This window comes from Caulobacter sp. 10L414 (assembly GCF_056395525.1).
The window spans coordinates 43409-57788 of sequence record NZ_JBFTJR010000030.1 but is presented as its reverse complement, the minus strand read 5'-3'; the positions used below and the strand labels follow the sequence as shown (position 1 = coordinate 57788).

Annotated in this window: 9 protein-coding genes; 6 read left to right on the top strand and 3 right to left on the bottom strand. The window is 70.0% G+C overall.

The window, feature by feature from the left end; genetic code table 11:
• Window positions 1-204 precede the first annotated feature (204 nt).
• Both AC1DCG_RS13765 and AC1DCG_RS13760 read right to left on the bottom strand, forming a co-directional pair.
• The gene (locus AC1DCG_RS13765) at window positions 205-2247 is read right to left on the bottom strand and encodes an ATP-binding protein (RefSeq protein ID WP_477030339.1); all 2043 of its coding nucleotides are present in this window, start codon (window positions 2245-2247) and stop codon (window positions 205-207) included.
• A complete protein-coding gene (locus AC1DCG_RS13760) occupies window positions 2244-2978 on the bottom strand; it encodes a response regulator (RefSeq protein WP_477030338.1) in 735 nt (244 codons plus the stop codon). The genes AC1DCG_RS13765 and AC1DCG_RS13760 overlap by 4 nt, the downstream gene beginning before the upstream one ends.
• Window positions 2979-3381: 403 nt before the next feature.
• Between AC1DCG_RS13760 and AC1DCG_RS13755 the strand changes: the two genes are divergently transcribed.
• From AC1DCG_RS13755 to AC1DCG_RS13730, 6 genes are all read left to right on the top strand, one after another.
• Window positions 3382-4401, top strand: a complete 1020-nt coding sequence (locus AC1DCG_RS13755) for a LacI family DNA-binding transcriptional regulator (protein ID WP_477030337.1) — start codon at window positions 3382-3384, stop codon at window positions 4399-4401.
• Between the two features lie 320 nt (window positions 4402-4721).
• Window positions 4722-6911, top strand: coding sequence for a TonB-dependent receptor (locus AC1DCG_RS13750; protein ID WP_477036687.1), 2190 nt, complete (start codon window positions 4722-4724; stop codon window positions 6909-6911).
• 82 nt (window positions 6912-6993) lie between these two features.
• Window positions 6994-8970 carry a glycoside hydrolase family 3 protein gene (locus tag AC1DCG_RS13745; protein WP_477036686.1) on the top strand — a complete coding sequence of 659 codons (1977 nt, stop codon included), beginning with the start codon at window positions 6994-6996 and terminating at the stop codon, window positions 8968-8970.
• A 13-nt stretch (window positions 8971-8983) separates the two neighbouring features.
• Window positions 8984-11179: a beta-glucosidase gene (locus tag AC1DCG_RS13740; protein WP_477036685.1), complete on the top strand. Its 2196-nt coding sequence runs from the start codon at window positions 8984-8986 to the stop codon at window positions 11177-11179.
• 15 nt (window positions 11180-11194) lie between these two features.
• Window positions 11195-12781, top strand: a complete 1587-nt coding sequence (locus AC1DCG_RS13735) for a carboxylesterase/lipase family protein (RefSeq protein ID WP_477036684.1) — start codon at window positions 11195-11197, stop codon at window positions 12779-12781.
• A 1-nt stretch (window position 12782) separates the two neighbouring features.
• Window positions 12783-13007, top strand: coding sequence for a hypothetical protein (locus AC1DCG_RS13730; protein WP_477030332.1), 225 nt, complete (start codon window positions 12783-12785; stop codon window positions 13005-13007).
• 179 nt (window positions 13008-13186) lie between these two features.
• Here AC1DCG_RS13730 and pip read toward each other — a convergent pair whose 3' ends face one another.
• A complete protein-coding gene (pip, locus tag AC1DCG_RS13725; RefSeq protein ID WP_477030331.1) occupies window positions 13187-14284 on the bottom strand; it encodes a prolyl aminopeptidase in 1098 nt (365 codons plus the stop codon).
• Window positions 14285-14380 lie beyond the last annotated feature (96 nt).

The following is a 14380-nucleotide window of genomic DNA, read 5'->3' as shown; positions in this document are numbered from 1 at the left end:
CTCTGGGGGAGGTGGCCCGGAGGGCCGGAGGGGGTCAGCGCCGGCGCCGTGATCAACCCGCAAGGTACCTCCCCCCGTGGGGGAGGCGATCGCGTTAGCGATCGGTGGGGGGAGCAACTACGAAACCGGCCACCGCCCCGAAAGCTGAAACCGGCCCCCCACCGGCCTTCGGCCGCCTCCCCCACAAGGGGAGGTTCCAGCCGACTACTCCGCCGCTTCCAGCATCGCCGGCGGCTCGCGGGTTCCGCCGCGCTGGGCGGCCAGCGGCAGGCGGACCTGGGCCATCAGGCCCTCGCCGGTGTTGGACAGGCGGATCTCGCCGCCGTGGGCGCGGACCGTGGTGCGTGAGGTGGCCAGGCCCAGGCCGACGCCCTGCTTGGTCGAGGTGCGGGCCGCCACGCTGCGGTAGAAGGGCGTGAACACGCGGCCCAGCTCGTCCTCGCTCATGCCGGGGCCGCGGTCGCGGATCTCGGTCACGGCTTCGTCGGCGTCGACATAGAGACGCACCCGGGCGCTGTCGCCGTACTTGACGGCGTTGTCGACGAGGTTGGTGAACACCCGCTGCAGGCCCAGCACGTCGATCTCGACCTGCGGCGCGGCGCCGGCTTCGAGCACCACGTCGCCGCCGGTGATCTCGGCGTCGTCGACCACGCATTCGATCAGCGAGCGCAGGTCGACATGCTGGCGGGCGCCGGCCTCGGCGTTCTCGCGCATGAAGGCCAGCACCGAATTGATCATCGCCTCCATCTGGTCGATGTCCTGGCCGATCTCGCGGCGCAGGGCGGGCGAGGCGCGCTCGAGGCGGAAGCGCATGCGGGTCAGCGGCGTGCGCAGGTCGTGCGAAATGGCCCCGATCATCGCCGTGCGGTCGTTGATGAACCGGGTCAGGCGGGCCTGCATCTGGTTGAAAGCCCGCGCGGCGCGGCCGATCTCGGCCGGACCATGGGCGGCCAGCACCGGCGAGGACGGGTCGCGGCCCAGGGCCTCGGCGGCGTCGGCGAAACCGGCCAGCGGCGCGACCAGGCGGCGGGCGAAGAGATAGCCGACCGGCCCGACGATGGCGAACGAGACCAGGAACCACAGCAGCACGCGGCGCTGCCAGCTGTTGGGGAAGCCCTCGGGCTTGGGCTGCAGGGTCACCCAGCGGCCGTCGGCGACGCGCAGGGCGGCCACGAAGTCGCCCTCGATATAGGGCGCGGGCGCCAGGCCGAAGAGGCCGCGGGCGACGGGGGCGGGCAGGGCGCGGCCCTGCGGCTGGGGCTTGGCCTCGGCGACGACCGGCCTGGACGCCGCGGCCGGGGCCGCCAGATGCGGGGCGGCGGCGACCGTCTCGACCACGGGCCGGGCCCGGGGCGTCAGCGTCGGCGGCGCGACGACGGCATGGGTCGTCATCGGCTCGGGCGCGGGCGGCGGCGCGGGGGCCGCGACCGGTTCGGCAGGCTCGGAGACGGCCACGAAGGTCGAGGTGCGGAAGGGCGCGGTGAACAGCGGGTCGGACGACAGCCGCGGCGCCAGGCGCGGGATCGCGCGCGGCGGCCCCGCCATCGCCTGGCCGGCGCCGTCGGGTCGACCCGGCGCGCCCTGGAAGGCCTGGCCGGGCCGTCCCGACGGTCGCGCGTCGCCGATCACGCCGCCCGGCGGACGGTAGTCGGCCCGCGTCGCGCCCTGCGGTCCGCGGCCCGGACGCCAGGTCCCGCCCGACATCGGAACGTTGGGAACGGCGTTGACCGGGAAGCCGACCGAGCCTGGGCCCACCGACGGCCGCACGCCCGGGGCCGGGCGCGGGAACCCGCCGGGGCCGGCCATCGGCTGGGCCTGCGCGTAGGAGGTGAACAGGAAGGTCAGCGGCGAGGGGGCGGCCTCGGCCCGCTGGCGCGCGACGCCGGCGCCGGCGAAAGGCGGCGGGGCGTAGAACAGCAGGCGCACGTCGTCCGGATCGGCGTTCAGCAGCCGCGCCAGATCGGCGCTGGAGCGCTCCGAGGCGACCCAGCCGGGGCTGTTGAGGCTGGGCGGTTCGTCCTCGAGCGTGCGCACCAGCGGGCGGCTGGCGGCGGTGTCGATGGCGGCGCCCTTCAGGCCGGCGGCGATGTCGGCAAGGCTGTGCTGCTCGGGCGGCTTGGGCGGCAGCAGCAGGGTCAGCGCCATGGTCGCCAGCTGGGCCACGACCAGGCTGCCGACCAGCAGGCAGACGATGCGCAGGGCGATCGGCGCGTCGGGGCGGCGCAGCTGGGCGATCAGGCGCTTCATTCGATCACCACCTTGGCGTCCAGCACGTAGCCGACGCCGCGATAGGTCTTGATCAGTTCCTGGTCGCACTGGGCCTCGATCTTGCGGCGCAGGCGGCTGATGTGCAGGTCGACGCCGCGACCGACGGTCTCGGCGGCCTCGCCGCGGATGACGGTCAGCAGGTCTTCGCGCGACACCACCGAGCGGGCGTTGTCGAGCAGCAGCGAAAGAATGGCCAGTTCGCCCCGGGTCAGCAGCAGCAGCATGCCGTTGGGCGCGGTCAGCTGCCGGGCCGACAGGTCCATGCGGAAGCCGGCGAAGGCGTAGGTGTTGCGCTTGGGGTTGCGGCCTTGCGGACCGGCGGCGGCCCTGCGGCGCATCAGGGCTTTGACCCGGGCCAGCAGCTCGCGCGGCGGGATCGGCTTGACCACGTAGTCGTCGGCGCCGAGCTCCAGGCCCAGAATCCTGTCGACGGCCTCGCCCATGGCGCTGAGCATCAGGATCGCCGGGCCGTCCGGACGGGCCAGCTGGCGGCACAGCGACAGGCCGTCCTCGCCGGGCAGGTTGACGTCCAGCACGACGACGTCGACGGCGTGGGCTTCCAGGATCTCGCGGGCGGCGTCGACGGCCCCGGCCTGGCGCACCGCATAGCCTTGCGCGGCCAGATAGGCGGCCATCTCGCGGCGCAGGACGTCGTCGTCCTCCACGAGCAGGACGGTCGCGGTCTCGGTGATCGAGGCGTCGGGGGTCATAGGCTCCCGGTTATGACATGGCGAAAGCGTCCGCGTCCCGGCCGCGGGCAGGGCGAGAGGCCGGCGGCGCGCGTCATGACGTCGCGGCGGCGTCTGGGGCGCGCCTGGGGGCGCGACTGGCGCGGGAGGCGGGCTCAAGGTTCCGCTCCATGGTTGCGGCGCGGACATGCTTCGTCGATTCGAACGGCCGGCGATGGTCGCCGAAAAGTACGGAATCGTTGCGGATCCTGGCCCATGAGCCAGCTTTGCAGGCGTAACACGTCTGCAATTTGTCGCTATGTATCCGCCTTGTATCGTTGGGCGCGGCCCGCGATACGCGGCCACGGACTTGCGGGAGGATCGGCGCGCCCGCTACCACAGGGCGTCGCGCCGACTGCCGGGCGCGGAAGGGCCGAACGCACGCATGAGCGACATCACCATCGTCGATATCGCCAAGCAGGCGGGCGTCTCGATCAAGACGGTGTCGCGCGTCATCAACCGCGAGGAGGGCGTGGGCCCGGCCACCAGGGCGCGGGTCGAGGACCTGATCGAGAAGCTCGGCTATCGGCCCAACGTCTCGGCCCGCTCGCTGTCGAGCCGCCGCAGCTACCTGATCGGCGTCGTCTTCATGCGGGTGGGCGCCTATCACTATGTCGGCGAGGTCCAGGTCGGGGCCATGCGCGCCTGCCGCCGGGCCGGCTATCACATGGTCATCGAGCAGGTCGACGATCCGGGGCAGGCGAGGGGGCCGGGGCTGGAGCAGGCCCTGAAGGCCGGTCGCTTCGACGGCCTCGTCCTGACGCCGCCGGTCTGCGACGACCCGGAGATCCTGGCCATCATCGAGGCCCAGGGGCTGTCCTACGTGCGCGTCGCGCCCGACCGCGACTTCGGCCGCTCGCCCTACGTGTTCATGGACGACCAACAGGCCGCCCACGACATGACCGCCAGGCTCTGGGATCTCGGCCACCGCCGGATCGGCTTCATCGACGGCCCTGCCGATCACGGCTCGGCCCGTCGTCGCCGAGAGGGCTACATGACCGCCATGGCCGAGCGCGGCGCGCGCGTGAAGTCCGAATGGATCGCGCCAGGCGACTTCATGCCGCTGTCGGGGCTGGAGGCCGGAGACCGGCTGCTGGGCCTGCCCGAGCCGCCGACCGCGATCTTCGCCGCCAACGACTCCATGGCCATGGGCGTGATGTCGGCCGCTTCGAAGCGCGGGCTGTCGGTCCCGGGCGACCTTTCGGTGGTCGGGTTCGACGACGGCCCGCTGGCGGAGTCGTCCTGGCCGGGACTGACGACCGTGCACCAGCCGATCGCCGAGATGGCCGAGGCGGCGACCGAAATGCTGATCGAAGGATTCGGCGACCCCCGCTTCCGCAGCCGGACCGCCGCTCGCCAGCTCGACTACCACATCGTCGAGCGTGGATCCTCGGCCTCCCGCTAGCGGTAACTCGCGGACGGGTTGAGGTTTGTATTGCGCGATTTTGCGCACATTGCCGGCATTATGATCCACTGATTTCCGTCTTTGGTAGGTGGAAAATCTAGACAGCGGTGTCTTCTGAAAACGGCATAGACAACGTTGTCGTATCGTGGTGTCAATCTACGACAACGTTGTCGTCATCGGGACATTCCGAGACGGAACGGAGCTCAAACCCCGGGACAAGGGGTGGAGGAAACATCGCCCGACGTCCGCTGCGGCGCCGGGATCCTGGCTGGAACGACGCCTCGGCGCCGTCACCGGTCCGCGCAGGAAAGGGGAACAACATGCGCACCATGCTCTTTACGTCGGCCGCCCTGGCGGTCGTGTGCTTCAACGCGCCCGCAGCCTTCGCCCAGGACGCTCCGGTGGCGCTGGACGAGGTGGTCATCACCGCCCAGCGGCGCAGCGAGAACCTGCAGAAGACGCCGCTGACGGTGTCGGCGGTGACCGGCGACAAGCTGGAAGCCCAGGGGGTCAAGACCGTGGTCGACCTGGCCAGCCAGGTGCCGGCCCTGCAGATCACCTCCAGCGGTTCGGGCGCGGCCCAGGTCTTCCTGCGCGGCATCGGCAGCACCAACACCACCGAGGTCGGCGATCCGGCGGTGGCCTACCACATCGACGGCATCTACCAGGCCCGCTCCACCTCGGTCGGCGCGCTGTTCTACGACATCGACCGGGTGGAAGTGCTGCGCGGCCCGCAGGGCACCCTCTACGGCCGCAACGCCACCGCCGGCGCCATCAACGTCATCACCAAGAAGCCGATGCTGGGCGAGTACGAGGGCGCGGGTTCGATCGAGGTCGGCAACTATAGCGCCGTCACCACCTCGGGCCTGATCAACGTGCCGATCGGCGACACCCTGGCCGTGCGCGCCTCGTTCCAGCAGAGCCGCCATGACGGCTACGTCAACGCCATCAACCAGGGGCCGGGCACCGGCGGCAACGACCGCTACGACCAGGACGACAAGTCGGCCCGCGTGCGGGTGCTGTGGAAGCCCAGCGACAGCTTCTCGCTGATCGTCAACGCCGACTACCTGCACCAGGGCGGCGCGGGCGGCGGCGACGGCACCTACGGCACTACGCGCGTCACCGGCGATCCGTGGACCTGCTACTGCTCGACCAACCTCTATCGCAACAACCGCTTCTTCAGCACCGGCGCCGAGGCCAACTGGGACCTGGGCTTCGCCAACCTGACCTATCTGGTCGGCTACAACTTCTCCAAGCTCGACCGCACCGGCGAGAACGCCAGCACCGGCGCGCCGAACTACTTCCTGGGCAAGGACTACACCTGGTCGCACGAACTGCGCCTGGGCGGCGACACCGGCAAGCTGAAGTGGGTGGTCGGCCTTTATCGCTTCACGGAAGACAACAACGTCGATTTCCGCGTCTTCCTGGCGACCAACTCGTACCTGTCGTTCATCCAGCCCGAGATCACGGCCGAGAGCATCGCCGTCTTCGGCCAGACGACCTACGAGGTCACCGACCGGTTCCGCGTCACCGGCGGCCTGCGCTACACCGAGGACAAGAAGGGCCGGGTGGGCGGCACCTACCTGACCAACTCGGCGGGCGCGATCGTCTCGACCGTGGTGGCCAACGTCGCCGACGCCAAGTGGGACGCCACCAACTGGAAGCTGGGCGCCGACTTCGACCTGACCTCGACCTCGATGCTCTATGCCAACGTCGCCACCGGCTACAAGGCGGGCGGCTACTACGACGGCATCGCCGACAACGTCTACGCGCCGGAGAAGATCACCTCCTACGAAGCCGGGGTGAAGAACCGCTTCCTCGACAACCGCCTGCAGGTGAACGCCACCGCGTTCCTCTACGACTATCGCGACTTCCAGGTCAGCGCCCTGGGCACCATCGGCGGCCAGGACGCCACGGTCACCCTGAACGCCGACAAGGCCAAGATCTACGGCCTGGAGTTCGAGACCAACCTGGCGCTCACCGAGCATGACCGGATCGACGCGACCCTGGGCTGGCTGCACGCCGAGTACACCGACTTCGTGCTGCCGCGCGGGGACTCGTTCTCGAACAACAACGCCAACGCCACGGTGGCGGCCTGCTACACCGCCAACTACGCGACGGCGGCTCCGCGCTCGACCGACTTCTCGGGCTGCCGCATGGCCCGCACGCCCGAGTGGACCTTCAACCTCGGCTACCAGCACATCTGGGAGCCCAGCTTCGGCGGCACCCTCACGGGGCGGATCCAGACCCACTACGAGACCAGCAAGAACCTCGAGTACCACGGCTTCGCCGAGAACAAGGAAGGCGCCTTCACCAAGACGGACGTCAGCCTGACCTACGCCAGCCCCGACGACCGCTGGACCCTGCAGGGCTACGTCCGCAACCTCGAGGACGACGACGTGCGCACCGCCTCGGCGCCGAACTCGACCACGGGTCTGGCCACCAACGGCGCCGGCGAGTTCTACGCGCCGCCGCGCACCTACGGCCTGCGCCTCGGCGTGACTTTCTAACCTCCTCACTCCCCCTCGCGCCCGGCGGACCCTGCCCGTCGGGCGCGCCTTTCTTTTTCGAGTAGATACGAGAGTTTAGCCGATGATCCTCACCCGACGCCTTCTGCTCCTGGCCGCTTCGGTCGCGGTCCTCGGCGGCGCGGCCCAGGCGGCGCCCAAGCAGCCCGAACTGGGCGTGCGCGAGGGCAAGACGATCACCGTCGACGGCCTGAAGTTCCGCGACCTCGACCGCGACGGAAAGCTTTCGCCCTACGAGGACTGGCGCCTTTCCCCCGAGGTCCGCGCCGCCGACCTGACCGGCCGCATGACGCTGGACGAGAAGGCTGGCCAGATGATGCACGGCACCCTGCCGGCGACCGGCCCGATGGGCGTGGCCGGCATCGGCTCGGGTTACGACATGGCCAAGGCCGCGCCCCTGGTCGTGGACCGTCACGTCACCACCTTCATCACCCGCCTGGCCGGGGCGCCGAGCTTCCTGGCGGAGCAGAACAACACCATCCAGGCGATCGCCGAGAAGAGCCGCCTGGGCGTGCCCGCGACGATCAGCACCGATCCGCGCCACCACTTCCAGTTCACGGCCGGCGCCAGCGTCGCCCCCGGCGGCTTCTCGCAATGGCCCGAGGCGCCTGGCCTGGCCGCCATCGGCGATGCAGCCCTGACCAAGCGCTTCGGCGACATCGCCCGGCAAGAGTACCGCGCCGTCGGCATCCACCAGGCGCTGTCGCCGATGGCCGACCTGTCGACCGAGCCGCGCTGGTCGCGCACCAACGGCACCTTCGGCGAGGACGCCGATCTCGTCGGCAAGATGACCAAGGCCTACGTCCAGGGCTTCCAGGGCGGCGACAAGGGCCTGGCGACCGGCGGCGTCTCGGCCGTGGTCAAGCACTGGGTCGGCTACGGCGCCTCGGCCAAAGGCTTCGACGGCCACAACAGCTACGGCCGCTACGCCGTCTTCCCGAAGGGCCAGTTCGACCTGCACGTCAAACCGTTCGACGAGGCCTTCGCGGCCGGCGTCGTCGGGGTGATGCCCACCTACGCCATCCTGCAGGACGTGGCCCTGGAAGGTCAGCCGCTGGAACCGGTGGCCGCCGGCTTCTCCAAGCAGCTGCTGACCGACCTGCTGCGGAACAAGCACGGCTTCAAGGGCGTCGTGCTGTCGGACTGGGCCATCACCAACGACTGCGGCGATACTTGCCGCAACGGCTTCCCGGCCGGCGTGACGCCCAGCTTCGAGGGCTTCTCCACCGCCTGGGGCGTCGAGGATCTGGCCAAGGTCGACCGTTACGCCAAGGGCGTGAACGCAGGCCTGGACCAGTTCGGCGGCGTCGAGGACACGGCCGAGCTGGTGGCCGCGGTGAAGGCCGGCAAGATCACCGAGACCCGCATCGACGAGTCCGTGAAGCGCATCCTGCTGGTCAAGTTCGAGCAGGGCCTGTTCGAGAACCCCTATGTCGACCCCAAGGCCGCCGACGCCATCGCCGGCGCCAAGGCCTTCGTCGCCGAGGGCAGGGCGGCCCAGAGCGCGGCGCTGACGCTGCTGGAGAACAAGAACGGCCTGCTGCCGCTGAAGGCCGCCGGCCGCAAGGTCTGGCTCGAGGGCGTCTCGCCTGATGTCGCCAAGGCCTACGGCCTGACGCCGGTGACGGATCTGGCCCAGGCGGACCTGGCCATCATCCGCGTCGAGACCCCGTTCGAAACCCTGCACCCGAACTACACCTTCGGGGTGCGCCAGCACGAGGGCGACCTGTCGTTCAAGGACGGCGCGGCCGACTACGAGGCCATCAAGGCCGCCTCGGCCAAGGTTCCGACCATCGTCAGCGTCTATCTCGACCGCCCGGCGATCCTGACCAACGTCCGCGACAAGGCCGCGGCCCTGGTCGGCGACTTCGGCTCCAGCGACGAAGCGCTGCTTGATGCGTTGACCGGAAAGGCCAAGGCGCGCGGCAAGCTTCCGTTCGAGCTGCCCTCGTCGATGGCCGCGGTCGAACAACAGGCGGAAGACGCCCCGCACGACAGCGAAAAGCCGCTCTACCCGATCCACTACGGCCTGACCTACTGAGGGGACCGACACCATGATCCGCATGACGACCGCCGCCAGCATCGCGGCCCTCTCGCTGGCCGCCGGCGCGGCCCAGGCCCAGACCGCCCAGCCGTGGATGAACACCAAGCTCTCGCCCGACGAGCGCGCGGCCCTGCTGGAAAAGGAGATGACCCTCGACGAGCGCATCGGCCTGGTCCACGGCCCGATGTCGATGCCGATCTTCGGCATCAAGAAGCCCGACGGGGCCATCGGCTCGGCCGGCTACATCCCTGGCATCCCGCGCCTGGGCGTGCCGGCCCTGGAGGAAAGCGACGCCAGCCTCGGCGTCACCAACCCGCTGGGCGTGCGACCGGGCGACGGCGCCACGGCCCTGGCGTCCGGCCTGTCGCTGGCGGCGACCTTCAACACCAAGCTGGCCTATGACGGCGGCGCGGTGGTCGGCCGCGAAGCTCGTGCGAAAGGCTTCAACGTCCAGCTGGCCGGCGGCGTGAACCTGGCCCGCGACCCGCGCAACGGCCGCAATTTCGAGTATCTGGGCGAGGACCCGTGGCTGGCGGCCAACCTTGTGGCCGCCCAGATCAACGGCATCCAGGCCCAGGGCATCGTCTCGACCATCAAGCACTTCTCGCTGAACGGTCAGGAGACCAGCCGCCACTTCGCCAACTCGGTGATCGACGAGGCCGCGCACCGCGAAAGCGACCTGCTGGCTTTCCAGATCGCCATCGAAAAGAGCCAGCCGGGCTCGGTGATGTGCGCCTACAACCTGGTCAACGGCGACTACAGCTGCGGCAACCCCCACCTGCTCAACGACGTGCTGAAGGGCGACTGGGGCTACAAGGGCTGGGTGATGTCGGACTGGGGCGCGGTCCACGCCACCGACTACATCGTCAAGGGCCTGGATCAGCAGTCGGGCGAGCAGCTGGACGCCAAAATCTGGTTCGGCGAGCCGCTGAAGGCCGCCGTCGAGAAGGGCGAGATCCCGGCCGCGCGCCTGTCGGACGCCACGCGCCGCATCCTGCGCTCGATGTTCGCCGCCGGCCTGTTCGACAAGCCGGTGACCCCGGGCGGCGCCATCGACTACGACGCCAACGCCGAGGTCGCCCGTGCGGCGTCGTCGGAAGGCATCGTACTGCTGAAGAACCGCGAAGGCCTGCTGCCGCTGGCGAAGTCCGCGAAGACCATCGCCGTGATCGGCGGCCACGCCGACGCCGGCGTGCTGTCGGGTGGCGGCTCCTCGCAGGTGGTGCCGCCGGGCGGCGCCAAGCGGGTCGTGCCGCTGGGCGGCGAGGGCATGATGGGCGCCTTCCGCAGCCAGTACTTCAACGGCTCCTCGCCGCTGGCCGCCATCCGCAAGGCCGCGCCGGAGGCCAAGGTCACCTTCGACGACGGCCGTTACGTCGCTTCGGCCGTCGCTGCCGCCAAGGCCGCCGACGTGGTGGTGGTGATGGGCAACCAGTGGATGGGCGAAGGCGAGGACGCCTTCGACCTGTCGCTGCCCAACGGCCAGGACGAACTGATCGCCGCGGTGGTCGCCGCCAACCCCAACGCCATCGTCGTACTGCAGACCGGCGGCCCGGTCTCCATGCCCTGGCTGAACCAGGCCGGCGCGGTGGTCGAGGCCTGGTACGGCGGCGCCAAGGGCGGCGAGGCGATCGCCGACGTGCTGTTCGGCGCGGTCAATCCGTCGGGCCGCCTGCCGGTGACCTTCCCGGCGTCGCTGTCGCAGTACCCGCGCGAGGCGTTACCGGGCCGCGGCGTGCCGGAGAAGACCCGTTTCGACGTCAACTACACCGAGGGCTCGGACGTCGGCTATCGCCGCTTCGCCGCCACCGGCGACAAGCCCCTGTTCCCGTTCGGCTATGGCCTGTCCTACACCTCGTTCGCCTATTCGAACCTGAAGGTCGAAGGCGGACAGTCGGTCACGGTCAGCTTCGACGTCGCCAATACCGGCAAGGTCGAGGGCAAGGACGCCCCGCAGGTCTATCTGACCGGCGCGGCCGGCAAGCCGTTGCAGCGCCTGATCGGCTTCGACAAGGTGGCGCTGAAGCCGGGCGAGAGCCGCCGCGTGACCCTGACCGCCGATCCGCGCCTGCTGGCCAGCTTCGACGCCAAGGGCCGTCGCTGGGTCGTCACGGGCGGCGACTATCAGGTGGCGGTTGGCGCCTCGGCTACGGACCTGACCCTGAAGGGCGGGGCCAAGGTCAAGGCCCGGACGCTGAAGCCGTAAGGGAAGGGCATGGCGATGAGATCTTCAGGGAAGTCCCTGGTTTCGGGCCTCGCCTTGGCGCTGGCCATGGGCCTGCCGGCCCTGGCCGCCGGTCCGGTGGTCAAGACCGCCAACGGTCCCGTCGAGGGCGTCGAGAGCGGAACGGTGGCGGCGTTCAAGGGCGTGCCCTTCGCCGCCCCGCCCGTCGGCCCGCTGCGCTGGCGCGCGCCCCAGGCCCCCGCGGCCTGGACCGCCGTCCGCTCGGCCGCCGAATACGGCCCCGACTGCGCGCAGAACCCGTTCCCGGGCGACGCCGCGCCCCTGGGCGTCAAGCCGGCCGAGGACTGCCTCTATGTAAACGTCTGGACGCCGAAGGACGCCATCAAGGCCAAGGCGAAGAAGCCGGTGATGGTCTGGATCTACGGCGGCGGTTTCGTCAACGGCGGCTCCTCGCCGTCGGTCTATGCCGGCGACCGCTTTGCCCGAGACGGCGTGGTGCTGGTCAGCTTCAACTACCGGGTCGGACGTTTCGGCTTCTTCGCTCACCCGGCGCTGTCGGCCGAAAACGCGGACGGCGGCATACTGGGCAACTACGCCTTCATGGACCAGATCGCGGCCCTGAAGTGGGTGCAGGCCAATATCGAGGCTTTCGGCGGCGATCCTGACAACGTGACGATCTTCGGGGAGTCGGCCGGCGGCATGTCGGTCAACGCCCTGCTGACCACGCCCCTGGCGCAGGGCCTGTTCCACAAGGCCATCATCCAGTCGGGCGGCGGCCGGCCGCGCCTTCTGCCGTCGCTGCCGATCAAGGCCGCGCCCGGCGAGCGCTCGGCCGAGAGCGTCGGCGTCGCCTTCGCCGCCACGGCCGGCGTGACCGGGGAGGGGCCCGAGGCCCTGGCCGCCCTGCGCGCCCTGCCGGCCGACACGGTGGTCGACGGCCTGAACATGGCCACCTCCGGCGTTCCCACCTGGAACGGCGGGCCGATGGTCGACGGCAGGATCGTCACCAAGCCGGTGCTCGACGCCTTCGCCGCGGGCGAATGGACCAGGGTGCCGGTGATGGTCGGGGCCACCGGCGCCGACGGCTTCTTCTTCGGCGGGACCCGCGACCAGGTCTTCGCGCCGTTCGGCGAGCGGCGGGCCGAGGCCGAGGCGCTCTACGATCCCACCGGCGATGGCGACATCAAGGTCTATGGCTGGAAGGCCGCCGGCGACCGGATGTTCATCGAGCCCGCGCGGGAAGTCGCTCGCACGCTGGCCGCCCAAGGCGCGCCGGTATGGTCGTTCCGCTTCTCCTACGTGGCCGAAAGCCAGCGCAAGGAGTGGTGGAGCGCCCCGCACGCCACCGAGATCCCGTTCGTGTTCGACACGGTCGACGCCCGCTATGGCGCGGCCCTGACCCCGGCTGACGCCGCCGCCGCCAAGGCCGCCCACGCCTACTGGATCGCGTTCGCGACCAACGGGACGCCGGCACCGGCCGGCCAGCCGGCCTGGCCGAAGTACGATGCCGCCGGTGATGCGATCATCGACTTCACCAATGACGGGGTGCAGACCGGGGCGGATCCGCTGAAGGCGCGGCTGGATCTGGTCCAGGCCACGACCCCAAAGCCGGCGGGGCGGTGACGTGGCCGTCCGGCTGGCGCACGCGGTGATCGATCGCGACACCTTCCAGGCCCTGCGCCGCGCCTTGCCGGCCGCCACCAAGGCCTGCCTGCAGGAGACCTTCGGCATCAGCGAGACCACCTGGGTCAAGCTGCGCGACGGCCGCCCGGTCAAGCAGGCGACGCTGGAGCGGCTGCTGGAGCGCTATAGCCGGATGTGCGGAGAGATGGGGCGAAGGGCGGCGTAGGTCGACCCGGGCCACCTCTCCCATAGGGAGAGGGAGGGGCCCAGGCGAAGCCTGGGAGGGTGAGGGGTTAGGGACTTCGGCCGATTGCCCTGAATTGGTTTGCTAGGATTAGGGGAGGGGACCGCCATCGGCGTAACCCCTCACCCTCCCACGCCTGCGGCGCGGGCCCCTCCCTCTCCCTATGGGAGAGGTGTGATTGAGGGCAGCCCGTCCATGATGGCCGTGAGCGCCAGCACCGTCTGGCCTTCCATGGCGCTGTGGCCGGCGTCGGTCTTGACGTAGCTGGCCGGCGGGGCGCCGATCTTGTCCAGGGCCGCGACCAGGCGCGAGGCCTGCGACAGCGGGCAGACCTGGTCGAAGCGGCCGTGGACGATGTGGATGTCCAGGCCCTTCAGCTTGTCGACGTTGTCGACGATGTAGTCCAGCTCGAGGAACAGGCCGTTGGCGAAGAAGTGGGCCTCGATCTGGGCGAAGCACAAGGCGAAGTCGGCCTCGCCGAACTTTCCGGCGTCGGCGTTGTCGGGGATCATGTTCGAGATCGTGCCTTCCCAGACCGACCAGGCCACGGCCGCTTCCAGTTGGCGCTGACGCTCGGCTTCGCTGGTCGGGACCATGTCGAAGATCTTCTTGTAGGCGCCCATGATGTTGCCGCGCTCTTCGGCCGGGATCACCTCGACGAAGGCCTTCCACTCGTCGGGATAGGCGATGTAGGCGCCCGGCTCGGTCAGGGCGTAGGGGGTGTTGGTGAAGGCCGCCGCATTGCCCTGGTACATGTAGAGCAGGTCTTCGGTCGCGCCGAGGAAGATGCCGCGCAGGATCAGCGAGGCCACCTTGTCTGCGTGGCGGATGGCGTAGGTCAGCGCCAGGGTGCTGCCCCAGCTGCCGCCGAACACGTGCATGCGGCCGGTGATCCCCAGGGCGTGGCGCAGCCTGTTGATGTCGTCGACCAGATGGTCGGTGGTGTTGTTGGTCAGCGCGACCTGCGGGCCGGCGGAGGCGACCGTCGGCTCGCTCTTTCCGCAGCCGCGCTGGTCGAACAGGATCACACGATAGCGCTTGGGATCGAAGAAGCGGGCCATCGGCGGGGCGCAGGCTCCGCCCGGGCCGCCGTGCAGGAACATCACCGGCTCGCCGTCGGGGTTGCCGTATTCTTCCCAATAGAGCTTGTGGTCGGGCGCGGCGTCGACCTGCAGCAGGCCGCTCTTGTTGGCGACCGGCTGATCGTACTTCCATTCACCAGTGACCTTGCTGGTGGTCCGCAACCGCGAGAAATTCATAACTCGACCTTTCGTGAGGCTGTTCGCCCGTGCCGTTTAGATGCGCTCGTCACTGGCGACCGCAAGTCAAAATCGGCGGCTCTCGACAGGATCGGG